Origin of the sequence: Thioclava sp. F34-6 (assembly GCF_002213235.1) — a bacterium.
Taxonomy (GTDB): domain Bacteria; phylum Pseudomonadota; class Alphaproteobacteria; order Rhodobacterales; family Rhodobacteraceae; genus Thioclava; species Thioclava nitratireducens.
This window is the reverse complement of sequence record NZ_NBOA01000001.1, coordinates 451,985-478,165: the sequence shown is the minus strand read 5'-3', so window position 1 is coordinate 478,165 and position 26,181 is coordinate 451,985. Positions and strand designations below refer to the sequence as shown.

Here is a 26,181-nt window from a genome sequence, read left to right as displayed (position 1 = left end):
CTCTGCGCGCCTCACCCGGAATCCCTCCGACCGGCGCATGAGTTGACGCGCCGGGATGGCGCGTTACTAGTTGAGCCCGACGCTACAATCAACGCGCTCGCGCTTCACGGGGCGCGGTTTCGTATTCACGCAAGGGAGAGGTCGATGGCGAAAGTTGCATTTCTGGGGCTTGGGGTGATGGGTTATCCGATGGCGGGGCATCTCGCATCGGCGGGCCACGAGGTCACGGTCTATAACCGCACGGTCTCCAAGGCCGAGAAATGGGTGTCCGAACATGGCGGTTCCGCCGCGCCCACGCCGCGCGAAGCGGCCAAGGGCGCCGATTTCGTGATGTCCTGTGTCGGCAACGACGACGATCTGCGCGAGGTCTGCCTTGGTAAGGACGGCGCGTTCAAGGGGATGAAAACCGGCGCGGTCTTCGTCGACCACACCACGGTTTCGGCTGCCGTGACCCGCGAATTGGCGGGCGAGGCGGCTGGTCACGGCGTGGCCTTCATCGACGCGCCGATCTCGGGCGGGCAGGCGGGGGCCGAGAACGGTCAGCTGTCGGTGATGTGCGGTGGCGATGCGGCGGCCTATGACAAGGCCGAGCCGGTGATCGACGCCTATGCCAAGATTTGCCGCCGTCTGGGCGAAAGCGGCGCCGGGCAGGTGACCAAGATGTGCAACCAGATCGCGATCGCGGGTCTGGTGCAGGGCCTCGCGGAAAGCCTCCACTTCGCCGAGAAGGCCGATCTCGACATCGCCGCCGTGGTCGAAGTGATCTCTCAGGGCGCGGCCGGCTCGTGGCAGATGGCGAACCGCTACGAGACCATGGCGAAGGACGAATTCGACTTCGGCTTCGCGGTGGACTGGATGCGCAAGGATCTGGGCATCTGCCTGAAGACCGGCGACGAGATCGGGGCCTCGCTGCCCGTCACCGCGCTGGTCGACCAGTTCTACAAGGACGTGCAGGCGATGGGCGGCAACCGCTGGGACACGTCCTCGCTGATCGCCCGCCTGCGCAAGCTGGGCTGAGCGGGCAGGGCGGCGGGCCATCGGGTCCGCTGCCCGCCCTTGCCGCTTCGGCGCTTGGCCCATAAACCTGCGCCATGCGCATCCTCGAGAACATCATCAGCGACCGCGGCTCGAAATACGCGGTTTCGGGCGGGCCTTGCACCTCCGAAGAGGAGGCCAAGGCCTTCGTCAAGGAACTCTGCCGGAAAAAGAAATATGCCAAGGCGACGCATAACACCTGGGCGCTTCTGACGGCAGACGCTCCGGTTAAGAACGACGACGGTGAGGCAGGCGCCGGCATGGTGATCCTGCGGATGCTCGAGCGCGAAGAGCTCTATGACCACATCATCGTCGTCACTCGCTGGTTCGGCGGCAAGCATCTGGGCGGCGACCGATTCCGTCATGTGCAGGAAGCGGTTCGCCTTTATCTCGAGGATTTGCACGCAGGCTGACATGCGCGCTTATCGCAGCGCCAGAACCGGGATCGCCGACGCGTCAGTGCCGGAGATATGGCCGACCGTCTTGGCCCCGCCGCTCTGGCTCAGCGCCTTCACAACGTCAGAGGCCAGCGGCCCCGCCGCCGACCCGTCGCTCGGCACCAGCCCGTCATCGCGAGTGATCGCCCCCATCCAGAGCCGCGCGCCGGACGCATCGGTATAGCGCGTCTGCCACATTCGCAGCCGCGGCAGCTCGTCGGTCGCGTCGCCCTCCGGAACGCGGGTGAAGCCAAGCTCGCTCGGCTTGTTGTTCCAGAAAAGCGGTGCGAGGGCTGCGCCGGGGCGTATCGTGTCGCGCACCGCTCCGAAGGCCGCGCCCGCCAGCGTCTTCAGCGTCACCGGATCGGCGCGCTGCCAGCCGATGGATGTCAGCGCCGCAGTAATCTGATCGGTGTTCGCCGCCCACATCCCGAGCGAAAGCGGGAACTGTTGCTCCGCATCGAGCGTCTGCGCCATCAGCGGCGCGTCGCTCAACGCCTGCGGCTCGGCCCCTTGGGCGATCACGATCAGCGGCTGCGCGACCGGCGGCGGGTTCAGCGCCTTGGAGTAGTCGCGCACCCGAACCATCGTGAAGCCCATAAGCGCGAGCGTCACCACCCCGATCACGCCGATCTGCCAGCGCGGTCGCGTGCGCGGCGCCCCGGCCCAACGCGGATAAAGCCACTCGGCCACGGCGATGCCCACGAGCAGGCACAGCGCGCCGAGAAGCCAGCCGCCCATCACGTCGCTCAGGTAATGCTCGACAAGGTAGAGACGGCTCAGCCCGATCAGCCCGGCGAACAGGAACGCCAGGAAGCTCGCGCTGAGTGCTCCGATCCGGGATAGCCGCCAGAGGAGGAAGACCAGCATCCCGTAAAAGGCGACAGAGAGCGTCGCGTGGCCGGAGGGAAAACTGCCCGAGGTTTCGTGGAAATAGCCGAGGATCGAACGCGGCCGCCCGAAGCCGGCCTTCAGGATTATCACCGAAATCAAATCGAGTCCGAGCGAGACCACGAGCCCCGTGGCGAGATCGAAGCGGCGCAGCCACGCGAGCCAGACGAGGGCCAGCACGAGCAGCGCGGCCACGAGCTGCGTATCGCCGAGCGCGGTGATCCAGGTGAATATCTGTATGAGGCCCGGCGTCCAGAACAGCCGCATCAGAGCCGCCAGCCGTGCGTCGATCTGCACGATCGGGTCGCTTTGCAGGAAATCGAGCGACAGCCCGACCAGCACGGAGGCAAGGTAGAAGAAGGCCAGTGCGAGAAGACTCAATGGCAGTCCGGAGAATTTCGTCCGGTCGAGCCTGCGCGCGATCCAGGCCGCCGTTTTCGGATGGCGCCCGCCCCAGCTGTCGATGCGGGGGTGGCGCGCGATGTCGTCCATCAGGCCGCCCGCCATCGCAAGGAGATAGGGCACCGCCCGGTCGAGTCGGCGCAGAATCCAGAAAAGCACCGCGGCGATCACGACAATGCCAAGCACGAACAAGGTGTTGCGCGTCATCATCGGGCTGAGCTGGGCGAAACCCGCGCCAAGAGCATAACCGAAGCCGACATGGAAGACAGCGTAGGGAAAGCCGCTCAGCAGGTTCCAGATCCGGAAGCGTCGCGTCTCCATCCCGGCGACGGCGGCAGCGAAGGGAACGAAGCCCGCGACGGGACCGAGGAAACGCCCCATGACGATCGCCAAGCCGCCATGGCGGGCAAATAGCTTCTCCGCGCGTCGATAGGCGGCCATGCCTTCGACATTCCAACGCCCGAGCATGCCGCGCCGTGCATGACGACCGAGCCAGAAGGTCGCCTCGCCGCCGAGCACCGAGCCGATCGCGACGAACCACAGCAGGTCGAGCAGGTCGAGCATCCCCCGCTGAACCATCACCCCGCCGGCGTCGACGAGAAGCGTTCCCGGCAGGAACAACCCGGTTGGCAGGAAGGCCTCCAGCCCCGCCGCGGCCCCGATCACCCAGTAGCCGAAGATCCCCAGAGCGGCGAGATTCGGGAGCACTTGGTGGATGGCGTCTAGCATGTCAGTCCTTTGTCAGCAGGTTGCGCGCACCGCCGGAGATCAAGAGCGCGATCTCGGTCAGCGCGAGATAGGGCGAGGTGCCGGGCGGCAGCGCCACGTAATGCGGCCGCCATTCGGGGCGGAATTTCTGTTTGAACCGGCGCAGCCCCTCGAAATTGTAGAAGCTTCCGCCGTGACGATAAATCAGGTTTCCCACCCGGCTCGTGAGCCGCGCGGAGGCGCGATCGGGCAGCCCCGCCAGCGGTGCGAGGCCGAGGCTCAGCTCGGTCGCTCCGCGATCGCGCAGTGCCTCGATCAGGCCGAGGAACAGGAATTGCATGACGCCGTCGGCGGCTTCCGGGCGATATCGCATCAGGTCGATCGCGAAATGTTGCGCTCCGTTGCCGCCCAGAAGGTTCGCGAAGCCGAGGATCTCTCCCTCGCAGCGGATCAGGGCGATCTCGCAGTGGTTGAGGTAGCGCGGATCGAAGCGTCCGATCGAGAAGCCTTTCTCGCGGCCTTTCTGACCGGCGAGCCACGCATTGGAGATTTCCTGCAGCGTCGACAGCAGCTCGGGCGCATGCGGCGGGGCGGCGAGTTCGAGCGTGTATCCTTCGCGCAGGGCGCGGTTCTGCTCGGCCCGCATCGTTTTGAATTTCGACCCCGAAAGCGAGAACTTCTGCAGGTCGATCACGGCCTCTTCGCCGATCTTGTGCAGCGCGTAGCCCATCTCGATCCAGAGCGGCAGATTGCGCGTCGAGACCTCGTAGAAGACGGGGGTGAGCCCCTCGCTCACGGCGCGTTCGTGAAACTCCCATGCCAGTTGCCGCGCAACCTCCGGCGGGCCGACGGGATCACCAAGGACGACCCGCATCCCGCCGCGCTGCGCATACATCAGGAAAGCGGAGCGGTCGGGGGAGAACATCACGCATTTGTCGCCCGTCAGCGCGAACCAGCCCTGCGGCACGTCCTGCGCGGCGAGGATCGCGGCGACCGAGGCATCCTGCTCGGGATCCACGGAGAAGGCGAAGTGGCGTATCGGGCGCAGCATCAGCCAAAGCAGGAAGCCCAACAGCAGTGCGCTGATCAGAAGACCTGCGCGAAGCGCCCGCGGTGTCGGCGAACGTGCGGTGAAATCGAGCCAGAGCGCGTTCGAATAAGGATGCGCGGCATAGGCGAGGAAGAAGAAAACCGCCGCCGAGGCCACCATCCCCAGGATCACAGCGAACCACAGCGGCCCGTAGCCCCCTTCGGTGAGCGCGACCTGCCGGTGGAACGCGCGGCGAAACGGCAGAAGCACCAGCGCGGCAAGTGACAGGACGATGGCGTTGTCGATGTCGAGATCGGCCGCCAGCACCGAGATCACACCGAGCACGAGCCCGGCGAGCGCCAGCCAATAGGCGAGCCGTACCCGGCGAACCAGACCATGCGAGAGCACGATCAACAGCACGCCCGCCAAGGCGCAAAGCTGGGTGCCGCCCTCGGCCAGAACCGCCGTGATCAGCCCCGGCTCGCCGCCTTGCTGTCCCAGTACGGGCATCAGCGCGACGATAACCATCCAGAAACCGAGGCCAAGCACCGCGACCCCGGCGATCCTTGGCGCGATACCCTCGATGCCGCTGATCACCGGGCGCATCGGCTCGGATATCTCGCCGAAGACGCGCGTGGCCCAGCCGCCTGCGAGACGCGCCTCGTTCAGCGAGACCACCACGAAGGCGATCACGAAGGGCAGCAGGAAATAGATCATCCGGAAGGCCAGCAGGCCCGCCGCGGCATCGCCGAGGGGCACGCCCGCGGGCAGGGCGGCGATCACCACCGTCTCGAACACGCCGACCCCGCCGGGCACGTGACTGAGAATGCCGACCATGCTGGCCGCAGCGTAAATCGCGACGAAGCTCGCGAAAGGCGGCGTGCCTGCGGGCATCAGCACCCAAAGCGCGCCCGCCGCCATCGTCGAGTCGAAGAGCGCCACGCCGAGTTGCCCGACAAGGATACGCGGGGCCGGCATCGCGATCTCGCGGTCGCGGATGCGCAGGGCGCGCCCCGTATAGGACAGGTAGAAGGCGCCGCCCAGGATCAAGGCCGTCGCGGCCAGCGCGCCGACGCGGATCAAGGACTCGGGCGCCGAGATGACCCCGGCGAGCGCAGCAGGATGCACGGAAAGCGCCAGAACGCCCACCATCGTCAGCCCGAGTCCCATCGCGATCGCGATATAGGAGGACAGCGCCGCGACCTCGAACGCGTTCAGCCCGGCGGCGGAGTAGATGCGGTAGCGCACGGCGCCGCCCGAGATCACGCTGATCCCGACCGTGTTGCCGAAGGCGTAGCCAAGGAACCCGCCAAGCGCCACGGTGCGCAGGGGCAGCTTTTTGCCGAGGTAATGCAGCGCCCAGAAATCATAGCCGACAAGCGCCACGTAGCCCAGCGAGGTCGCCCCCACGGCCGCGCCGAGCGTGGGCCACGGCGTCGCCCTGATCTGCGCGATTACCTGGCGCACGTCGATGCTGGCGAGCAGATGATGCAGCGCCCAGAGCCCCATCAGGAACAGCAGCAGCCCCAGCGCGATCGGCCAGAGTATCTTGACGCGCGACGAGGCAGGGGCGGCTTGCGCCGGATCAACGTGAACCATCTTGTATTTCCAAGTTTTTCCAATCTCTGGCGGAACGATCGCAGAAGGAATTTATGTCCTTCTTAAAATTCCGTAAGAAATCGCTTCCGATGGCATCTTATCGACCGAGACGGCGCGGCTGACCAGAGGCAGAACACCGGAATGCGAACGGCGTCGAGAGCAAACGCTCCCGACGCCGTCGCGGGTCCGAGACGTGGCGGCAGGCTGCAATTCGGGGCCCGCGCGCCGCGTTTTTCCGGTTTGGTTAGATCTTCAGCCAGGCGGCGCCGTTCGGGCCGAGCGACAGGGTGCCGTCCTCCAGCGTCGCGGCGAGACAGGGGCCGACAAGCTCCCCGTCCGCTTCGAGCGTCACCGGATCCGGGCCGAGGTTGAAGTAGCAGGCGAATTTCGTCTCGCCATCGTCGCGGATGAAGCCGAGGATCGGGTCCGGCAGGTCGAGGAAGGTCGACGCGCCTTTGCGCAGCACCGGGTTTTCCTTCCGGAAGGACAGCACGCGACGGTAATAGGCCAGCACCGAGTGCGCGTCGGCCTCCTGCACCGAGACCGCCCGGGCGGCTTGCGGCGGTTTCACCGGCAGCCACGGCTTGGCCTTGGAGAAGCCCGCATTCGTGCTTTCGTCCCAGACCATCGGCGTGCGGCAGCCGTCGCGGCCCTTGTTCTCGGGCCAGAAGCGCAGGCCGGGCGGGTCGGTAAGCTCGTGATATTCCATCTCGGTCTCGGTCTGGCCGAGTTCCTCGCCCTGATAGATGCCGATCGTGCCCTGGAACGACGCGAGCATCGCGATGGCCAGCCGTGCGATGCCGTCCTCGGTGCCGTATTTCGCCCAGCGGGTCACATGGCGCTGCACGTCGTGGTTCGAGAAGGACCAGCTCGGCCAGCCATCGGGGGCATTCTCGAAGAAGCCTTCGATCTTGCCGCGGAAATGCGCGGGCGAGAATTTCGGCCCCAGCATGTCGAAGCTGTAGGCCATGTGGAGGCGATCGACGCCGCGCGTGTATTCCTCCATGAGCCCGAGCGCGCGATGCGGCGCTTCGCCGACTTCGCCGATCAGAGTCCGGTCTTCGTATTCGTCCATCACCACGCGCATCTTCTTGAGGAAGGTGATGTTCTCGGGGCGGTTCTTGTCGAACTCGTGATCCTGCATGTCGTAGGTCGAGACCGGCGGCCAACGCTCCGGGTCGGGTTCCATCGCCGGGTTGTCGCGCAGCTTGGGGTCGTGGAAGTAGTAGTTCACCGTATCGAGCCTGAAGCCATCGACGCCGCGATCGAGCCAAAAACGGAAAATGTCGAGCAATTCCGCCTGCACCTCGGGATTGTGCAGGTTCAGGTCGGGCTGTTCGATGAGGAAATTGTGCAGGTAATACTGGCCGCGCTCGGGGGCGTATTCCCAGGACGAGCCGCCGAACACCGCCTGCCAGTTGTTGGGCGGGCTGCCGTCGGGCTTGGGATCGGCCCAGACATACCAGTCCTTCTTCGTACCGCCTTTCTTGGAGTCCTTGAACCACGGGTGCTGATCGGAGCTGTGCGAGATCACCTGATCGATCACGACCTTCAGGCCCAGTTCATGCGCCCGCGCGACCAGCGCGTCGAAATCCTCCAGCGTGCCGAATTGCGGATCGATACCGCGATAATCGGACACGTCATAACCCATATCGGCCATTGGCGAGGTGAAGATCGGCGACAGCCAGATCGCATCGACGCCCAGCGAGGCGACATGATCAAGCCTGCGCGTGATCCCCTTGAGATCGCCGATCCCGTCGCCCGAGTCGTCTTGAAAGCTACGCGGATAAATCTGGTAGATAACTGCTCCGCGCCACCAATCCTTCGCCATGAATCGCTCCTCTTTCAGTTTCCTGTTGCCCGTTAACGCGGCAAGGGTAGACTTGTTAGCGCAAACGGCAACAGCTGCTCAGATGGTTTCTACGCCGTCGCTTGACCTTGAACAGGGGGCGGCTCATCAATCAATTGCTATCTGAAGAGATCCGGAGACCTCCCCCTTGAAAGACACCCAATTGCCCAGTGCCGAGACGGTTCGCGAAGAAATTTTGCACCACATCACATTTTCGATGGGCAAGGATCCCGATCACGCCTCGGTCTATGACTGGCGCATGGCACTGAGCCTCGCGATACGCGACCGGGTCGTGGCACCGTGGTTCGCGGCCACCCGTCGCACCTGGGAGGAAAAGCGCAAGCGGGTGTACTATCTCTCGATGGAATTCCTGATCGGACGGATGCTGGAAGATGCCGCGATCAATCTCGGGCTGCGCGCGATCTGCCGCGAGGCGATCGAAGGGTTGGGGCAGGACTGGGAGACGGTGGTCGAGAACGAACCGGACGCCGCGCTCGGCAATGGCGGGCTGGGGCGGCTGGCGGCGTGCTACATGGAGAGCATGGCGACGCTGGGCTGCCCGGGCTACGGCTACGGCATCCGCTACGAGCACGGCCTCTTCAAGCAGCGCTTCGAGGGCGGGCGTCAGGTCGAGACGCCTGAGGATTGGCTCAAGCAGCGTCATCCGTGGGAATTCGAGCGTCCAGAGGCGGCCTACGAGATCGGCTTCAAGGGCCATGTCGAGACGCTGGACGGCAAGCCGCATTGGATCCCCGGCGAGACGGTGCTGGCCGAGGCCTATGACATGCCGATCATCGGCTGGGAGGGCAAATGGGCGAACACGCTGCGGCTGTGGTCGGCCAAGCCCACCGAGCTCTTCGACCTCGCGCGGTTCAATCACGGCGATTACGCCGCCGCGGCCGAGCCCGAGGCGCTGGCGCGGACGTTGAGCCGCGTGCTTTACCCGGATGACACGACCTATGCGGGCAAGGAGCTGCGGCTCAAACAGGAGTATTTCCTGACCTCCGCCGCGCTGCAGGACATCATGCGCCGGCATCTGGCTTCGGGCTATACGCTCGAAGAGCTGCCGGACTATGTCGCGATCCAGATGAACGACACGCATCCGGCGATCGCCGGGCCGGAACTGATCCGCATCCTCGTCGATCTGCATGACATGGAGTTCGAGACCGCGCTCGAGATCACGATGCAATGTCTGGGCTATACCAACCACACGCTGCTGCCCGAGGCACTGGAGCGTTGGGCGACCTATCTGATGGGCACGGTGCTGCCGCGCCATATGCAGATCATCGAGAAGATCGACAGTTGGCACCGCCGCACCTATCCGAAACGCGCGCATTTCGTGGGGATCGTGAAGCATCAGGAAGTGCGGATGGGCGAGCTGGCCTTCATCACCTCGCACAAGGTGAACGGCGTCTCGGCGCTGCATACCGAGCTGATCAAGCGCAACCTCTTTCCCGAGCTCGACGCGTTGCATCCTGGGCGGATCATCAACCAGACCAACGGGATCACGCCGCGCCGCTGGCTGCGGATGGCGAACCCGGCGTTGTCCCACCTCATCATCGACACGATTGGCGAGGGCTGGGAGGCCGATCTCGACAAGCTGCGCACGCTAGAGCCTTACGCCGATGACGCGGGCTTCCGCGAGGCCTTCATGGGCGCGAAACGCCATAACAAGGTGCATCTCGCGGAGTGGGTGCACGAAAGCCAAGGGATCACCATTGACCCCGACGCGATCTTCGACATTCAGGTCAAGCGCATCCACGAATACAAACGCCAGCTGCTGAACATCCTGCAGACCATCGCGGACTGGCATGCGATCCGCGAGAACCCGCAGGCCGATTTCCAGCCGCGCGTGAAATTCTTCGGCGGTAAGGCCGCGCCGGGCTATCACACCGCGAAACAGATCATACGGCTGATCAACGACGTGGCGCGGGTGGTGAACAATGACCCTTACGTCGATGGGCGCCTCAAGATCGTCTATCCGCCGAACTACAACGTCTCGATGGCCGAAAGACTGATCCCGGCCGCCGATCTGTCAGAACAGATCTCGACTGCGGGCAAGGAAGCCTCCGGCACCGGCAACATGAAGTTCGCATTGAACGGTGCGCTGACCATCGGCACGCTCGATGGCGCGAATGTGGAAATCCGTGAACAGGTCGGCGCGGAGAACTTCTTCCTCTTCGGCATGACCGCCGACGAGGTGATGGAGCGCCGCCGCGATCCCGAACATGCGCGCAACGCGATCCTTGAAAGCCAGCCTTTGCAGGACGTTTTGCAGATGATCGCCGAGGGACGTTTCTCTCCGGAGGAACCAGAACGCTATCACGATCTTGTTCATAACATGTGGCACAGCGATTATTTCCTCGTTGCCTCCGATTTCGAGGCCTACCGGACCGCCCAGAAAGAGGTGGACACGGCCTTCGCCGATCGCGCAGGCTGGGCGAAGATGGCTGTTTTGAACACCGCGCGGATGGGGTTCTTCTCCTCCGACCGGGCAATCAAGGGCTACATGGACGAGATTTGGACCACGCGATCTGCCCTGTGAACCAAGGAGCGATATGACACTTTCCCGAGACGAGGCCGAAGCGCTGATCGAAGCGCATCATCCCGACCCGTTTTCCGTGCTGGGTCTTCATGACGGGAAAATCGTGGCACTCGTGCCCGGGGCGGACGAGGTCTGGGCGCTCGGGAAAAAGGACGTCGCGCTGGAGCCTGTGGTGCCCGGGGTCTTCGCCGGAAAGTGGAGCGAGGAGACCTATTGTCTGCGCGCGCGACGCGACCAGACGACATGGGATTTCGACGACCCTTACAGCTTCGCGCCGGTGCTGGGCCCGATCGACGAGTATCTGATCGGGGAGGGGACGCATAAGCGTCTCTGGGAGAAGCTCGGCGCCCATGCTATCACCCATCAAGGCGTCGAAGGCGTCCATTTCGCGGTCTGGGCGCCCAATGCGCGCCGGGTCTCGGTCGTGGGTGAGTTCAATTTCTGGGACGGGCGGCGCCACCAGCTGCGCCGGATCGGTGCGTCCGGCGTGTGGGAGATCTTCGTCCCCGGCATCCATGAAGGCGCGCTCTACAAGTACGAATTGCTCGACGCCGAGGGCACGGTGCTGCCGCTGAAGGCGGACCCGGTCGGCTTCGGCGCGGAGCATCCGCCTGCGCAGGCCTCGGTCGTGCGCAAGCTGGGGCTGCACCGCTTCGGTGACAGCGCATGGTGCCAGACCCGGGCCGAGGCGCAGGAACGTCACGCGCCGATCTCGGTCTACGAGGTACACCTGGGTTCGTGGATGCGGATTTGGGACGATGGGGGCAGGCCGCTCTCGTACCACGAGTTGGCCGAGAAGCTGGTCGATTACGTCTGCGACATGGGTTTCACCCATATCGAGTTGCTTCCCATTACCGAACACCCGTTCGACGGCTCCTGGGGCTATCAGCCGATCGGGCTTTACGCCCCGACGATCCGCCATGGCCGCCCCGAAGAATTCGCGGAGTTCGTCGATGCCGCACACCGGAAAGGGCTCGGCGTCATCCTCGACTGGGTGCCGGGCCATTTCCCGACCGACGATCACGGGTTGAGACATTTCGACGGCACGGCGCTTTACGAGCATGCCGACCCGAAAGAGGGCTTCCATCAGGACTGGAATACGCTGATCTACAATTACGGGCGGCGGGAAGTGTCCAACTACCTGCTTGCCAACGCATTGTTCTGGCTGGAGGAATATCACCTCGACGGGCTGCGCGTCGATGCGGTGGCCTCGATGCTCTACCGCGATTACTCCCGGGCGGCGGGCGAATGGGTGCCCAACAAATATGGCGGGCGCGAGAATCTCGAGGCGATCGAATTCCTGCAGAACATGAACGCGGCCTCTTACGGCGGCGCGGAAGGCATCATGACGGTGGCCGAGGAAAGCACCGCCTATCCCGGGGTCACGCGGCCCGTGCATGAGGGCGGGCTCGGTTTCGGCTACAAGTGGAACATGGGCTGGATGAATGACAGCCTGCGCTATTTCGCGCGCGATCCGCTTTATCGCAAATTTCACCATAACGAGCTGACCTTCGCGAGCTCGTACGTTTACAGCGAGAATTTCATTCTGCCGATAAGCCATGACGAGGTCGTGCACGGCAAAGGCTCGATGCTGGGCAAGATGCCGGGAAGCGAGCCCGAGAAATACGCCAACCTTCGGGCCTTCTACGCCTTCCAATGGGCGCATCCGGGCAAGAAGCTTCTCTTCATGGGGCAGGAATTTGGCCAGTGGTCGGAATGGAGCCACGAGCGCGAACTGGACTGGTATCTTCTGAACGATCCGCGCCACGAGGGGCTGCGCGCGCTGGTGCGCGACCTCAACCGGCTCTACCGCGACACGCCCGCGCTGCATTGGGGCGATTGCGAGCCGCAGGGTTTCGAGTGGATCGCGGCCAACGATTCCGAGGCCTCGGTCTTCATCTTCGAACGCCGCGCGCCCGGCTCCGATCCGGTCGTGGTCGTCGCGAACCTGACCCCGGTCGAACGCAGCTACCGCATCGGTCTGCCCCAGAGCGGCGAATGGTGCGAGATTTTGAACACGGATTCCGAATTCTATGGCGGTGGCAACCGCGGCAATCTCGGCGCGATCGCCGCTGAAGACGACGCCCATGGCCGCTGCGCCCATAGCGCGGAGGTATATTTGCCGCCGCTTTCAGTCGTGATGTTCACGCCCGCATAAGCGGTGCCCAGAGGAGGGGGAGGATTATGAAACCACAGCCCAACACGCGCCTGAGCGCACAGGCCATGGCCTTCGTGCTGGCGGGCGGCCGCGGGAGTCGCCTCAAGGAGCTCACCGACAGGCGCGCGAAACCCGCGGTCTATTTCGGCGGCAAGACCCGGATCATCGATTTCGCTCTGTCGAACGCGCTCAATTCCGGCATCCGCAAGATGGCCATCGCCACGCAATACAAGGCGCATTCGCTGATCCGCCACATCCAGCGCGGCTGGGATTTCTTCCGCGCCGAGCGGAACGAATATCTCGACATCCTGCCCGCAAGCCAGCGCGTAGCCGATAGCCGCTGGTATGCGGGCACCGCCGATGCGGTCGCTCAGAACATTGATATCGTTGAAGATTACGGCGTGAAATACGTCATCATCCTTGCCGGCGACCATATCTACAAGATGGATTACGAGGTGATGCTGCGCCAGCATGTCGAGACCAAGGCCGATGTCACCATCGGCTGCCTGACGGTGCCGCGCATGGAAGCGACCGCCTTTGGCGTGATGGCCATCGACAAGACCGGCCAGGTCACCGATTTCCTCGAAAAGCCCGCCGATCCGCCCGGCATGCCCGGCGATCCCGATCACGCGCTGGCCTCGATGGGAATCTATGTCTTCGACTGGGAATTCCTGCGCGAATTGTTGATCCGCGACATGGAGGATCCGAATTCGAGCCACGATTTCGGTCATGACCTGATCCCGCAGATCGTCAAGCACGGCAAGGCTATGGCGCATAAGTTCTCGGATAGCTGCGTGACGACGGGACTGGAGACCGAGCCTTACTGGCGCGACGTCGGTACGGTCGACGCGTTCTGGCAGGCCAATATCGACCTCACGGATTTTACGCCGAAGCTAGACCTCTATGACACCGAATGGCCGATCTGGACCTATGCCGAGATCGTGCCGCCCGCGAAATTTATCCACGATGAGGACGGACGACGGGGCTCTGCGATCTCCTCGCTGGTTTCTGGCGATTGCATCGTCTCGGGTGCGGAGGTGCGCAATTCACTGCTTCATACGGGCGTGCGTGCGCATAGTTTCGCAAGCCTCGAGGAGGCGGTGGTGCTGCCTTACGTCGATATCGGGCGACATGCGCGGCTCAGCCAATGCGTGATCGACCGCGGCGTGCAAATCCCCGCAGGCCTTGTCGTGGGCGAGGATCCGGAAGAAGACGAGAAGTGGTTCCGCCGGTCGGAAGGCGGGGTCGTGCTGATTACGCAGGCGATGCTCGACAAACGCGCGGCGGCATTGGACTAACTGGGCGGATAGCGGGGCGCTGCCCCGCACCCCGGGATATTTGGAAAGAGCGAAGACATGAAACGCGTGCTCTCGGTTGCGTCAGAAGCGGTTCCACTGATCAAGACGGGCGGTCTGGCCGATGTGGCAGGTGCGTTGCCCGCCGCTCTCAAAGGGCAGGGCTGGGAGATGCGGGTGATGATCCCGGCCTATCGCGGAATCCTGAAAAAGCTGAAATCGCCGAAACCAGTATGGGAAAGCGAGAGCCTCTATGGCGGTCCGGCGCGGCTGGTGCTGGGCAAGGCGGGCGGCATGGAGGTTCTGGCGCTGCAGGCCGACCATCTGTTTGACCGTGACGGGGGCCCGTATTCCGAAGACGGGCGCGACTATCCCGACAATGCCGAACGCTTCGCAGCCCTCAGTTTCGTCGCCGCCGAGATCGCGCGCGAGGGCGCGGGCAAATGGCAGCCCGATCTGGTGCATTGCCACGATTGGCAGACCGGGCTCGTGCCATGGTATCTGCGCGGCACCGGGATCCCGACCGTGATGACAATCCACAACATCGCGTTTCAGGGCCGGTTCGGCCGCGACAAGCTGGCAGCCCTCGGGCTGCAGGCGTGGGATTTCACCCGCGAAGGCGTGGAGTTCTGGGGCGACATCTCGACGCTCAAGGCTGGGTTGGTTGCGGCGAGCGCAATCACCACGGTCAGCCCGCGTTATGCCGACGAGTTGATGCGCGGCGAGTTCGGCATGGGGTTGGAAGGTGTCATTCAGGCCCGCGCGGGCGATCTGCACGGTATCCTCAACGGCATCGATCTGGAGGTCTGGAATCCTGAGGCCGATCCGGAGGCGACGTCTTTCTCGGCTACGAAGCTCGGTGGGAAATCTAATAATCGCAAGGCCTTGGAAGCCGAGTTTGAACTGGATGCGCCGGGGCCGCTTGCGATTCTGATTTCGCGCCTGACAGCGCAGAAGGGGATGGATCTGATCGCCCCGGCGCTCGAGCCCTATCTCGAAGCGGGCGGTGGCCTTGCCGTGCTTGGATCGGGCGATGGCTGGGCCGAGGATGCGATGCGCGAGCTTGCTGCGCGCCATCCCGGTCGGGTTGGCGTGAAGATCGGCTATGACGAGGCGCTGAGCCACCGGATGTATGCGGGCGGCGACGCGGTGCTGGTGCCCTCGCGGTTCGAGCCCTGCGGGCTGACGCAGCTTTACGGGCTGCGTTATGGCTGTATCCCGGTGGTCTCTGCCGTCGGCGGTCTGGCAGATACGGTGGTGGGCGCAACGCCCGCGACCGAAGCCGCAGGCGCATCGACCGGCATCGTGTTCCATCCCGTCGACGATCTGGCGCTGCGGCAGGCGCTGATGAAGTTGATCGCGCTTTACGGCGATCGAAAAGGCTGGTCCGCGATGCAGCGCCGCGCGATGAAAACCGACTGGGGCTGGGAGCGGTCAGCCGCGCGCTATGCCGCGCTGTATGACGACCTTGTCGCTCGATGAAGGTCACCCCTGGGAAACCGGACCCGCTGGGCGCGACGCCCTGCGAAGGTGGCGTGAATTTCGCGCTTGCCTCGGCCCATGCCGAGAGGGTGGAGCTATGCCTGTTCAACGGAGAGAAGGAAGAACGCATAGACTTGCCGGGACGGTCGGGGCCGATCTGGCATGGCCTCGTCGAGGGGCTCAATCCGGGCGCACGCTATGGCTACCGGGTGCATGGGCCCTGGGCCCCCGAAGCTGGACATCGGTTCAATCCGGCGAAGCTGCTGATCGACCCCTACGCGCGGCAGATCGACTCGAAGATCAGCTGGCAAGCACCTATGCAATATGGAAAATCCAGGCCAGACCGGCGAAACAGTGCGAGCGTTGTGCCGAAGTCGGTCGTGACCGATATCGAGCGGCCCAAATGGGATCGCCCGCGCCACAGCTGGTCGGAAACAGTGATCTACGAGGCCCATTCCAAGGGGCTGACGATGACCCATCCGGACGTGCCCGTGGCGCCGCGCGGCACATGGGCAGGGCTCGCCTCTGATCCGATCCTGTCGCATCTCGCCGATCTTGGGATCACCGCGATCGAGCTGCTGCCGAGCTGCGCCTATCTCGACGACCGCTTCCTGGTCGAGAAGGGGTTGAGCAACTACTGGGGCTACCAGCCGATCGCCAATTTCGCGCCCGAGCCGCGCTATTCCGGGCCAGATCCGCGCGGCGAATTCCGCGACATGGTGCGGCGCTTCCATGGCGCCGGGATCGAGGTGATCCTTGATGTCGTCTACAACCATACGGGTGAGGGCAACGCGGTCGGGCCGATGCTCAGCCTTCGCGGCCTCGACAATGCGAGCTATTACCGCCTGACACCGGACGGCGCCTATATCGACGAGACCGGAACGGGCAATACGCTGGACCTGTCGAACCCGCTTTGCCTGCGTCTGGTGATGGATTGCCTGCGCCATTGGGTCGAGGAGATGGGCGTCGATGGCTTCCGCTTTGATCTGGCCGCGACGCTCGCGCGCGGATCGTCGGGGGCGGTCGAGGCGCATTCGCAATTTCTCACCGCGATCGAGCAGGATCCCGTCCTGCGGACTGTGAAGCTGATCGCGGAGCCGTGGGATATCGGGCCGGGCGGCTATTACCTCGGTGGCTTCCCGCATCCGTTCACCGAATGGAACGACCGTTTCCGTGACGACGCGCGGCGCTTCTGGCGCGGTGATCGTGGGATGGCGGGCGATCTGGCGCGACGCGTCGCGGGCTCGGCGGAGATCTTCGACCAGATGGGGCGGCCCGCGACGGCATCGGTGAATTTCATCACCGCGCATGACGGATTTACGCTGCAAGACCTCGTCTCCTATGGCGAAAAGCAGAACCTCGCGAATGGCGAGGAAAACCGCGATGGCCATGATGCGAACTTCTCTGAGGCGCTCGAGAACCCTGAGGCGCAGGCTTTGCGCAAACGCGCGTTGCTCGCGACGTTGCTGATGAGCCAAGGCGTTCCGATGCTGCTGGCGGGCGACGAGATCGGCAATTCTCAGGGCGGCAACAACAATGCCTATGCGCAGGATAACGAGGTCGGTTGGATCGATTGGAGTGGACCTGACGAGACTTTAACAACATTCGTCAAACGCTTGATAGAGATACGAAAAAATCACCGCGTCTTGCGGCAGAACCGCTATCTGCATTCGCTGATCCGCAAGCAGGACGGGATGCGCGATCTGATCTGGCGGCTCGCCTCGGGGCAAGAACCCGAGCCGCATGATTGGAACGATCCCGAACTGCGCTGCATCGGTGTCGAGATCCGTGGCGCCGCCGAGGGGCCGGCAGGCGAGGCCGGGAGCGAAGCGGTCTATGTGATCCTCAACGCAGGGCCCAAACAACAGGTGCAGTTACCTCCCGGTCGCTGGACCTGCTTGATCGATTCCGCGTTTCCTGAACGGGAGGCGGAACAATTGGGCGCCCCTGAGGCTTGCCTTGCCGCACAATCCGTTCAAGTCTTTACCCGCGCAACAGTGCAGGAGAAATCATGACCCGCCACGCGACCCAGCCCATCGACGGCCAGAAACCCGGAACCTCGGGGCTGCGCAAGAAAACCCGCGTATTCATGCAGCCGAACTATCTCGAGAACTTCGTGCAATCGACCTTCGACGCGATCGGCGGCGTGCGGGGCAAGACTTTGGTTCTTGGCGGTGACGGCCGCTATTTCGGACGTGAAGCTGCGAGTACGATCCTGAAAATGGCGGCTGCAAATGGGGCCGCGCGGATGATCGTGGGGCAGGGTGCGTGGCTCTCGACGCCCGCCGCCTCGAACCTGATCCGGCAGCATCAGGCGAACGGCGGCATCATCCTCTCGGCCAGCCACAATCCGGGCGGCCCGGCCGAGGATTTTGGCGTCAAATACAATAGCTCCAATGGCGGTCCAGCGCCGGAATCGATCACCTCGGCGATCCACAAACGCACGCAGGAGATCACCGAATATCATCTGCTCGACGCGGCAGACCCGGATCTGGACAGCGTCGGTGAGACGAAACTGGGAGAGATGACCGTCGAAGTCGTCGACCCCGTGACCGCCTATGCCGACCTGATGGAAACGATATTCGATTTCAACGCTTTGCGCGATGTCTTTAAGGCGGGCTTCCGGACGCGGATGGACTCGATGTGCGCCATCACCGGACCTTACGCGGTCGAGATCTTCGAGAACCGTCTCGGTGCGCCGGCGGGGACCGTGACCCATGGCACGCCGCTGCCGGATTTCGGCGGTATGCATCCCGATCCGAACCCGACCTGGGCGCATGAGTTGATGGACGAGATGATGGGCGCAAACGCCCCGGATTTCGGCGCCGCCTCGGATGGCGATGGCGACAGGAACATGATCCTTGGCGCGGGCACTTATGTCTCGCCGTCGGACAGTCTTGCTGTGCTGGCCGCAAATGCGCATCTCGTTCCGGGCTACAAGGACGGGCTGAAGGGCGTCGCGCGCTCGATGCCGACCTCTGCGGCGGCGGATCGGGTGGCCGAGGCGCTTGGCCTCGATTGCTACGAGACGCCGACGGGCTGGAAGTTCTTCGGCAACCTGATGGATGCGGGGCGCGTGTCGCTCTGTGGCGAGGAGAGCTTCGGCACGGGCTCCGACCATGTGCGCGAAAAGGACGGGCTCTGGGCGGTGCTGATGTGGCTCAACATCCTTGCCGCGCGGAAGATGTCGGTGGCCGAGATCATGGCCGATCATTTCGCGCGCTATGGCCGCAACTACTATTCGCGCCACGATTACGAGGCGCTGCCGACCGAGCAGGCAGAGGCGATGCTGGACGATCTCCGTGGCCGCCTTGGAGAGCTAAAAGGGACGCAGGTCGAAGGGCTTACGGTCGAAAGCTCAGACGAGTTTTCCTATACCGATCCGGTCGATGGCTCGGTCGCGGAAGGTCAGGGTTTCCGTATTCTGTTCGAAGGCGGCTCGCGCGTCGTACTGCGTCTGTCGGGCACGGGCACCGAGGGCGCGACGCTGCGCGTGTATCTCGAGCGATATGCGCCGGGACCGGATGGGCTGGACCATGATCCGCAAGAGGCGCTGGCACCGATCATCCGGGCGACAGAGGCGCTGGTGGGGATCCGAGAGCGTACGGGGCGCGAGAAACCCGACGTCATTACCTGAGCGCTACAGGCAAGAAATCCTGAACCGAAACAAAGTCGGGGGGCTGAAATCACCCCCCGCTTTTTTATCATCGTAATACCTATAATCGGTATTATGTAAATTATGAATGCGATTTGACGCCCATTATGGGGTCAAAACCGTGCTCCCGACCGTTTTCCGGCCCTCCAGCGCCTCATGGGCTGCAGCAACATCCTCCAGAGAAAACGTCTGCGGCACGTCGATCTTGATGTCGCCTTTTCCAATCATCTCAAAGAGTTCTGCGGCGGAGTTTCGTAGCCACCCCGGTTGATCCGTGTGTTGGAACAAGGTCGGACGCGTCAGGAACAGCGAGTTACGCGCAAGATCGCCGATCTTGAACTGATCCGCCGGTCCCGAGCTTTGTCCGAAGCACACCAGCGTGCCGAAGCGCTTGAGCACATCGAGCGACGTCATCACCGTGTCGGCGCCCACCGAGTCATAGACCGCCGCGACGCCTGCGCCGTCGGTGAGCCGTTTGACCTCTGCGCCGAAATCCTCAGTCCGGTAATCGATCACCGCGTCATATCCGTGCTCAAGAGCACGCGCGCATTTCTCAGGCCCGCCAGCCGTACCGATCGCGCGTACGCCCTTGGCCTTGAGCCATTGACCCGCGATCGAGCCGACGCCACCAGCCGCCGCGTGGAAAAGCACGGTGTCACCGGGCTTTACCGCATACGAGTGATGGATCAGGTAATGCACGGTCAGACCTTTAAGCATCACCGCCGCCGCGACTTCGTCGGAAATATCGTCCGGGATCGGCACCACGTTTTTCGCCGCGATCACCCGGTGGCTCGCGTAAGCGCCGTTGGGCTGCGTATAGGCCACGCGCTGCCCGACCTGCAGATCGACGCCGTCGCCGACCGCCTCGATGACGCCCGCCGCTTCACCGCCGGTGATCAGGTCGCTCTCGACCGGCCACGGATAGAGGCCGGTACGGAAGTAAACATCAATGAAATTCAATCCGATAGCGGTATGTCTTAAGGTGATTTCGCCCGGGCCCGGCTTCGGAACCTCGATTTCGATCTTGTGGAATTGGTCGCGCCCGCCGGGGCGCGCGATTGCCATCGCATAGGCCATGATATCCTCCCTTTTGCCGCGCAAAGGTACTGCGCGCAGCCCCGGCGTCAATCCGGGATCGGATGCGGAAGGAACGCGCCGTTCATCTCGACGATCTCATCCCAGACGCGCAGCGCCAGTTCGCGCGGGCGTTCGCTCTCGCGGCGCACGAGGAACCAATGACGCATCAGCGGCAAACCAGGCGCCGGGATCAGCGCCAGACGTCCGGTCTCCAGCTCGTCCGTCACCGTGTGCAGGCTGAGAAACGCGATGCCGAGACCCGCCATCACCGCCTGCTTGATCGTCTCGTTGCTGTCCATCTCCAGCGTGTCATAGAGCCGCCCGTCACCGACCCGGTCGAGCCAGCGCGACATCAGGATCCGCGTCCCCGATCCTTCCTCGCGCGAGATGAAGGTCTCGCCGAAAAGCTGCTCCAGATCGTCGGCCTTGGCGATCAGCGGATGGCCCGGCGGTGCGACCAGCGCATGCGGATGCTGGCCGATCGGTTCGGCCACAACGGGCGGATGGCGCGGCGGACGGCCCATCACGGCGATGTCGAAACTGCCGCGCTCGATCCCCTCGATAATGGCCGAACGGTTGCCCACGCGCAGTGCGACCTCGATCTCGGGATGGGCGTCTTGCAGCATCTTCACCAGCCGCGGCGCGAAATACTTGCCGGTGGAGACGACGCCGAGCGTGATCCGACCCACCTGCCCCCGTGCGATGGCGCTCAGCGTCGCTTCGGCCTGCGACAAGTTGTCCTCGATCCGCAGCGCGCTCTCTCGCAGCGCTTTGCCTGCTTCGGTCAGCTCGGATCCGGCGCCATCAGCGGCACGCTGGATCAGCTTCATCCCGATCGCGTCCTCCAGTCCCCTGATTTGCGTATGAATTGCTGGGGTTGTGAGGTTCAGGCTCTCTCCGGCAGCCGTCAGCGAACCGCCGCGAGCCACCGCATCGAGCGCGCGCAATTGCTTCAGCGTCACAGCATTCATCCGCATTGGGTTTCAAATTTCCTTAACGCACATTCCCTTTATTTAAATTTCATAAAAAACCGATCCGGGCAATGGTCTGGCTCACAAGAACATCGTCTTTGGAGGAGGAGAAGATGTCCGTGAGTTTCGACGGCCTCGGTATTTCTGCCGATCTTGCCGACACCATGACCCGCTTGACCAGCGTCGGCGCCCAGCTTGCCCGCATGATCGCGCGCAACGGGCTGGACGGAAATCTGGCGGAAGCGGCTGGCACCAATGCCGGTGGCGACGGGCAGAAAGCGCTCGACGTGATCGCGGACGAGGCCTTCATGGCCGCGCTGCGCGGTGGTGCGGTGCGCCATTACGCCTCGGAAGAGCAGGACGAGGTGGTCGATTTCGGGACCGGCACGCTCGCGCTCGCCATCGATCCGCTCGACGGGTCGTCCAATATCGACGTGAATGTCTCGATCGGCACGATCTTCTCGATCTTCGAGGCAGCCGACGACACGGAGGCCAGCTTCCTGCGTCCGGCGAACGAGCAGATCGCGGGCGGCTACATTATCTTCGGACCGCAGACCGCCCTGGTCGTGACCTTCGGCAACGGTGTGCAGCAATGGGTTCTCGAGCCCGGAAGCGACATCTGGCGCCGCGTGGCCGATCCGAAGCCCCTGCCCTCCGAGACCTCGGAATACGCGATCAACGCCTCGAACTACCGCCACTGGCCGCAGCCGATCCGCGCCTTCATCGACGATCTCGTCGCCGGCGCCGAAGGCCCGCGCGGGCGCAACTTCAACATGCGCTGGATCGCGTCGCTGGTGGCCGAGACCCACCGCATCATCTCGCGCGGCGGCGTGTTCCTCTATCCCGGTGACGACCGCGAAGGCTACCAGCGCGGACGCCTGCGGCACGTCTACGAATGCGCGCCAATCGCGATGCTGATCGAGCAGCTCGGCGGCGAGGCCACCGACGGCGCCGATCCCATCATGTCCGCGACGCCCGACCGGCTGCATGCCCGCACGCCATTCGTATTCGGCTCGGCCAGCAAGGTCGCCCGCGTCGCCGCCTATCACGACTTGCCGCAGGATGAAGCCCACGCGCTCTTCAATACCCGCGGCCTCTTCCGGAGCTGATACATGTCCAAGAAACACCCCATCATTTCCGTCGTCGGTTCCTCCGGTGCAGGTACCTCGACGGTGAAATCGACCTTCGACCAGATCTTCCGCCGCGAAGGGATTTCCGCAGTCTCAATCGAGGGAGACGCCTTCCACCGCTACAACCGCGCCGACATGAAGGAAGAGCTGCAGAAGCGCTATGACGCGGGCGATCAGGGCTTCTCCCACTTCTCCTACGAAGCCAATGAACTCAAGGAGTTGGAGCGCGTCTTTCGTGAATATGGCGAGACCGGCAAGGGCAAGACCCGGCATTACGTCCATGACGATGCCGAGGCCGAGAAATGGGGCACGCCTCCCGGTCATTTCACCGACTGGAGCGATTTCGCCGACGAGTCCGATCTGCTTTTCTACGAAGGTCTGCACGGCTGCGTGGTCAATGACGAGGTGAACCTCTCGGCGCTGGCCGATCTGAAGATCGGCGTGGTGCCAGTGATCAACCTCGAATGGATCCAGAAGATCCATCGCGACCGGGCCTCGCGCGGCTATTCGACCGAAGCCGTCACCGACGTGATCCTGCGCCGCATGCACGCCTATGTGCATTGCATCACGCCGCAATTCACCGAGACGGATATCAATTTCCAGCGCGTGCCGGTCGTCGACACTTCGAACCCGTTCATCGCGCGCTGGATTCCGACCGCGGATGAGAGCCTCGTGGTGATCCGCTTCAAGAACCCGCGCGGGATCGATTTCCCTTATCTCACCTCGATGATCAACGGCTCGTGGATGAGCCGCGCCAACTCGATCGTCATTCCCGGCAACCGTCAGGATCTGGCCATGCAGCTGATCCTCACCCCCCTCATCGAGCGCCTCGTGCGCGAAGCGAAGCGGGCTTGAGAAGGATGAACAAGGCGATGAAAGATATTCAAATTACGCAAGAAACCCGGATGGCGAATGCGATCCGCGCGCTCGCGATGGATGCGGTGCAAAAGGCCAATTCTGGCCATCCCGGCATGCCTATGGGCATGGCAGATGTGGCGACGGTTCTGTTCAACCGCTTCATCAATATCGATCCCACCGCGCCGAAATGGCCCGATCGTGACCGCTTCGTGCTGTCGGCCGGGCACGGTTCGATGCTGCTCTACGCGATCAACCATCTGCTGGGCTATGAAGACATGGGGATGGACCAAATCAAGACGTTCCGCCAGCTGGGTTCGCGCACCGCTGGTCACCCGGAATACGGCCATGCCGACGGGATCGAAGTGACCACCGGGCCGCTTGGTCAGGGTGTCGCGACCGCCGTGGGCATGGCGATTGCCGAGAAGATGAAGAATGCGCGCTATGGCGCCGATCTGGTTGATCATTTTACCTATGTCATCGCGGGCGACGGCTGCCTGATGGAAGGGATCAGCCACGAGGCGATCGACCTCGCGGGTCATCTGGCGCTCGGCAAGTTGATCGTGCTGTGGGACGACAATTCGATCACCATCGACGGCGACACCGATCTTTCCACCTCGATGGATCAGAAGGCGCGTTTCGCCGCCGCCGGCTGGCATGTCGTCGACTGCGACGGCCACAGCCCGACCGAGATCGCCGCTGCGATCGAGGCCGCGCGTCAGGATCCGCGCCCGTCGATGATCGCCTGCCGCACCATCATCGGCTTCGGTGCGCCCAACAAGCAAGGTGGCCACGATGTCCACGGCGCGCCGCTGGGTGACGCCGAGATCGCTGCCGCGCGCAAGCAACTGCATTGGGACCATCCGGCGTTCGAAATTCCGGCCGCGATCTACGAGGAATGGGGCCGGATCGCCTCGCGCGGCGCTCGGGCGCGGGCGGACTGGGAGACGAGGCTGAACGCCGCGACCGCTCGCGCCGACTTCCTCGCCGCAGAGGAGGCAGACACCAGCGCCCTGCCCGCCGCGATCGCCGTCTACAAGCGCAAGCTGTCGCAGGACAGGCCCAAGGTGGCGACCCGCAAGGCGAGCCAGATGGCGCTGGAAGTGGTCAACGCCACCCTGCCCTTCACCGTGGGCGGCTCGGCCGATCTGACCGGCTCGAACCTCACGAAATCGTCGGGCATGAAATCGATCACGCCTACCGATTTCACCGGCGATTACATCCATTACGGCATTCGCGAGCACGGCATGGCCGCTGCGATGAACGGTATCGTGCTCCATGGCGGGCTGCGGCCCTATGGGGGCACCTTCCTGGCCTTCGCCGATTACTGCCGCCCCGCAATTCGTTTGTCGGCACTGATGGGCGTGCCGACCTGCTATGTCATGACCCATGACTCGATCGGCCTCGGTGAGGACGGTCCCACCCATCAGCCGGTAGAGCATCTGGCCTCGCTCCGGGCCATTCCTAACCTGCTCGTCCTCCGACCGGCCGATGCGGTGGAGACCGCCGAGGCCTGGGAAATCGCCATGACCTCGACGGCCACGCCGACGATGATCGTGGCCTCGCGTCAGGGTTTGCCGACGGTTCGCACCGAACATACGGACGAGAACCTCACCGCACGCGGCGCCTATCTGCTGCGCGCACCCGAGGCCCGCGACGTGACGCTGATCGCCACCGGGTCCGAAGTTGAGATCGCAATGGCCGCTGCCGAACAACTGGCCGAGCAAGGGATCAAGGCCGCGGTCGTCTCCGCGCCGTGTTTCGAGCTTTTCGAGAAACAGGACGCGGCCTATCGCGCCGAGGTTCTCGGCGATGCCCCGCGCGTCGGCTGCGAAGCCGCGATCCGTCAAGGCTGGGATCTCTTCCTGCGCCCCGAGGACCGCTTCGTGGGCATGACCGGTTTCGGTGCCTCGGCCCCTGCCCCGGCGCTCTACGAACACTTCAACATCACGTCCGAAGCAATTGTTTCGGATGCAAAAGAACTGATCTGAGGGACTAACGAGAATGACGGTTAAAGTTGCCATCAACGGGTTTGGACGTATCGGCCGCAACGTGCTGCGCGGGATCATCGAGTCGGGTCGCGCCGATATCGAGGTGATTGCGATCAACGATCTGGGCCCGGTCGAAACCAACGCCCATCTGCTGCAATTCGACAGCGTCCACGGCCGCTTCCCGCAGGAGGTCAGCACCGGCGAGGACTGGATCGACGCAGGCCGCGGCAAGATCAAGGTCACCGCGATCCGCGACCCGAAGGAACTGCCCTGGGGTGATGTCGATATCGCGATGGAATGCACGGGCATCTTCACCGCGCGGGAGAAAGCGGCCTTCCACCTGGAGAACGGCTCGAAGCGCGTGCTCGTCTCGGCCCCGGCGGCCGGTGCTGACAAGACCATCGTTTACGGCGTGAACCACGGTGCGCTGACCAAGGACGATCTGGTCGTGTCGAACGCGTCCTGCACGACGAACTGCCTTTCGCCGGTCGCCAAGGCGCTCAACGACGCGATCGGCATCTCGAAAGGCTTCATGACGACGATCCACAGCTATACCGGCGACCAGCCGACGCTCGATACGATGCATTCCGACATGTATCGCGCCCGCGCCGCCGCGCTGTCGATGATCCCGACCTCGACCGGGGCTGCGAAGGCCGTGGGTCTCGTGCTGCCGGAGCTCAATGGCAAGCTGGACGGAGTCGCGATCCGCGTGCCGACGCCGAATGTCTCGGTCGTCGATCTGGTCTTCGAGGCCGCGAAAGATACCACTGTGGAAGAGGTCAACGCGGCTATCCGCACCGCCGCCGATGGTCCGATGAAAGGCATCCTCGGCTATACCGACAAACCCAATGTTTCCAGCGACTTCAACCACGATCCTCACTCCTCGGTCTTCCATATGGATCAGACCAAGGTGATGGACAGCCGGATGGTGCGCATCCTCAGCTGGTACGACAACGAATGGGGCTTCTCCAACCGCATGGCCGACACCGCCGTCGCGATAGGAAAGCTCCTCTGACCGCGGCGCGACCGGTTAGGCCCGCAACGTAAGGCCCACAACGTAAGGAACACCTG

17 protein-coding genes are annotated in these 26,181 nt (G+C 63.7%); 12 read left to right on the top strand and 5 right to left on the bottom strand.

Annotated features, from left to right (window positions below; genetic code table 11):
* Positions 1-42 precede the first annotated feature (42 nt).
* A complete protein-coding gene (locus B6V72_RS02180) occupies positions 43-1,017 on the top strand; it encodes an NAD(P)-dependent oxidoreductase (RefSeq protein ID WP_341865708.1) in 975 nt (324 codons plus the stop codon).
* Between the two features lie 74 nt (positions 1,018-1,091).
* Entirely contained in the window at positions 1,092-1,448 is a 357-nt protein-coding gene (locus B6V72_RS02175; protein WP_088734430.1) for a YigZ family protein, read from the top strand.
* A 9-nt stretch (positions 1,449-1,457) separates the two neighbouring features.
* On the opposite strand, the gene B6V72_RS02170 is transcribed toward B6V72_RS02175, so the two are convergent.
* The 3 genes from B6V72_RS02170 to B6V72_RS02160 all read right to left on the bottom strand — a co-directional run bounded on the left by B6V72_RS02170 (position 1,458) and on the right by B6V72_RS02160 (position 7,933).
* Positions 1,458-3,494: a bifunctional DedA family/phosphatase PAP2 family protein gene (locus B6V72_RS02170; protein WP_088734428.1), complete on the bottom strand. Its 2,037-nt coding sequence runs from the start codon at positions 3,492-3,494 to the stop codon at positions 1,458-1,460.
* 1 nt (position 3,495) lies between these two features.
* Complete coding sequence (gene mprF, locus B6V72_RS02165) at positions 3,496-6,102, bottom strand: bifunctional lysylphosphatidylglycerol flippase/synthetase MprF (RefSeq protein ID WP_088734426.1); 2,607 nt, start codon at positions 6,100-6,102, stop codon at positions 3,496-3,498.
* A 244-nt stretch (positions 6,103-6,346) separates the two neighbouring features.
* Positions 6,347-7,933, bottom strand: a complete 1,587-nt coding sequence (locus B6V72_RS02160; RefSeq protein ID WP_075774799.1) for an alpha-amylase family glycosyl hydrolase — start codon at positions 7,931-7,933, stop codon at positions 6,347-6,349.
* A 166-nt stretch (positions 7,934-8,099) separates the two neighbouring features.
* Between B6V72_RS02160 and B6V72_RS02155 the strand changes: the two genes are divergently transcribed.
* The 6 genes from B6V72_RS02155 to B6V72_RS02130 are packed head-to-tail and all read left to right on the top strand — an operon-like array spanning position 8,100 to position 19,068.
* Positions 8,100-10,496 (top strand): glycogen/starch/alpha-glucan phosphorylase, encoded by a 2,397-nt coding sequence (locus B6V72_RS02155; RefSeq protein ID WP_075774800.1) that lies wholly within the window; start codon positions 8,100-8,102, stop codon positions 10,494-10,496.
* 13 nt (positions 10,497-10,509) lie between these two features.
* On the top strand, positions 10,510-12,654 hold the full coding sequence (gene glgB, locus B6V72_RS02150; protein ID WP_088734424.1) for a 1,4-alpha-glucan branching protein GlgB: 2,145 nt from the start codon (positions 10,510-10,512) through the stop codon (positions 12,652-12,654).
* A 26-nt stretch (positions 12,655-12,680) separates the two neighbouring features.
* The gene (gene glgC, locus B6V72_RS02145; RefSeq protein WP_075774802.1) at positions 12,681-13,952 is read left to right on the top strand and encodes a glucose-1-phosphate adenylyltransferase; all 1,272 of its coding nucleotides are present in this window, start codon (positions 12,681-12,683) and stop codon (positions 13,950-13,952) included.
* A 57-nt stretch (positions 13,953-14,009) separates the two neighbouring features.
* On the top strand, positions 14,010-15,431 hold the full coding sequence (glgA, locus tag B6V72_RS02140) for a glycogen synthase GlgA (protein ID WP_088718611.1): 1,422 nt from the start codon (positions 14,010-14,012) through the stop codon (positions 15,429-15,431).
* Positions 15,428-17,446, top strand: coding sequence for a glycogen debranching protein GlgX (glgX, locus tag B6V72_RS02135; RefSeq protein ID WP_088734422.1), 2,019 nt, complete (start codon positions 15,428-15,430; stop codon positions 17,444-17,446). Before glgA ends, glgX begins: the two co-directional genes overlap by 4 nt.
* Positions 17,443-19,068, top strand: a complete 1,626-nt coding sequence (locus B6V72_RS02130; protein ID WP_088734420.1) for an alpha-D-glucose phosphate-specific phosphoglucomutase — start codon at positions 17,443-17,445, stop codon at positions 19,066-19,068. Before glgX ends, B6V72_RS02130 begins: the two co-directional genes overlap by 4 nt.
* Before the next feature lie 123 nt (positions 19,069-19,191).
* On the opposite strand, the gene B6V72_RS02125 is transcribed toward B6V72_RS02130, so the two are convergent.
* A complete protein-coding gene (locus tag B6V72_RS02125; protein ID WP_088734418.1) occupies positions 19,192-20,163 on the bottom strand; it encodes a quinone oxidoreductase in 972 nt (323 codons plus the stop codon).
* Between the two features lie 47 nt (positions 20,164-20,210).
* A complete protein-coding gene (locus B6V72_RS02120; RefSeq protein ID WP_088724310.1) occupies positions 20,211-21,140 on the bottom strand; it encodes a LysR substrate-binding domain-containing protein in 930 nt (309 codons plus the stop codon).
* A 107-nt stretch (positions 21,141-21,247) separates the two neighbouring features.
* Between B6V72_RS02120 and B6V72_RS02115 the strand changes: the two genes are divergently transcribed.
* From B6V72_RS02115 to gap, 4 genes are read left to right on the top strand one after another with little or no spacing between them, the layout of a single operon-like run.
* Complete coding sequence (locus B6V72_RS02115; RefSeq protein ID WP_088734416.1) at positions 21,248-22,243, top strand: class 1 fructose-bisphosphatase; 996 nt, start codon at positions 21,248-21,250, stop codon at positions 22,241-22,243.
* A 3-nt stretch (positions 22,244-22,246) separates the two neighbouring features.
* Positions 22,247-23,119: a phosphoribulokinase gene (locus tag B6V72_RS02110; protein ID WP_088722779.1), complete on the top strand. Its 873-nt coding sequence runs from the start codon at positions 22,247-22,249 to the stop codon at positions 23,117-23,119.
* Positions 23,120-23,136: 17 nt separating this feature from the next.
* Entirely contained in the window at positions 23,137-25,110 is a 1,974-nt protein-coding gene (tkt, locus tag B6V72_RS02105; protein WP_088734668.1) for a transketolase, read from the top strand.
* Between the two features lie 13 nt (positions 25,111-25,123).
* A complete protein-coding gene (gene gap / locus B6V72_RS02100; protein ID WP_088734414.1) occupies positions 25,124-26,125 on the top strand; it encodes a type I glyceraldehyde-3-phosphate dehydrogenase in 1,002 nt (333 codons plus the stop codon).
* The last annotated feature ends 56 nt before the right edge of the window (positions 26,126-26,181 follow it).

Excerpts from the sequence above, each read along its gene's own strand:
- B6V72_RS02175 (WP_088734430.1), top strand. The coding sequence starts at position 1,092 with ATGCGCATCCTCGAGAACATCATCAGCGACCGCGGCTCGAAATACGCG.
- B6V72_RS02170 (WP_088734428.1), bottom strand. The coding sequence starts at position 3,494 with ATGCTAGACGCCATCCACCAAGTGCTCCCGAATCTCGCCGCTCTGGGG.
- mprF (WP_088734426.1), bottom strand. The coding sequence starts at position 6,102 with ATGGTTCACGTTGATCCGGCGCAAGCCGCCCCTGCCTCGTCGCGCGTC.
- B6V72_RS02160 (WP_075774799.1), bottom strand. The coding sequence starts at position 7,933 with ATGGCGAAGGATTGGTGGCGCGGAGCAGTTATCTACCAGATTTATCCG.
- glgB (WP_088734424.1), top strand. The coding sequence starts at position 10,510 with ATGACACTTTCCCGAGACGAGGCCGAAGCGCTGATCGAAGCGCATCAT.
- glgC (WP_075774802.1), top strand. The coding sequence starts at position 12,681 with ATGAAACCACAGCCCAACACGCGCCTGAGCGCACAGGCCATGGCCTTC.
- glgA (WP_088718611.1), top strand. The coding sequence starts at position 14,010 with ATGAAACGCGTGCTCTCGGTTGCGTCAGAAGCGGTTCCACTGATCAAG.
- glgX (WP_088734422.1), top strand. The coding sequence starts at position 15,428 with ATGAAGGTCACCCCTGGGAAACCGGACCCGCTGGGCGCGACGCCCTGC.
- B6V72_RS02130 (WP_088734420.1), top strand. The coding sequence starts at position 17,443 with ATGACCCGCCACGCGACCCAGCCCATCGACGGCCAGAAACCCGGAACC.
- B6V72_RS02125 (WP_088734418.1), bottom strand. The coding sequence starts at position 20,163 with ATGGCCTATGCGATGGCAATCGCGCGCCCCGGCGGGCGCGACCAATTC.
- B6V72_RS02120 (WP_088724310.1), bottom strand. The coding sequence starts at position 21,140 with ATGCGGATGAATGCTGTGACGCTGAAGCAATTGCGCGCGCTCGATGCG.
- B6V72_RS02115 (WP_088734416.1), top strand. The coding sequence starts at position 21,248 with ATGTCCGTGAGTTTCGACGGCCTCGGTATTTCTGCCGATCTTGCCGAC.
- B6V72_RS02110 (WP_088722779.1), top strand. The coding sequence starts at position 22,247 with ATGTCCAAGAAACACCCCATCATTTCCGTCGTCGGTTCCTCCGGTGCA.
- tkt (WP_088734668.1), top strand. The coding sequence starts at position 23,137 with ATGAAAGATATTCAAATTACGCAAGAAACCCGGATGGCGAATGCGATC.
- gap (WP_088734414.1), top strand. The coding sequence starts at position 25,124 with ATGACGGTTAAAGTTGCCATCAACGGGTTTGGACGTATCGGCCGCAAC.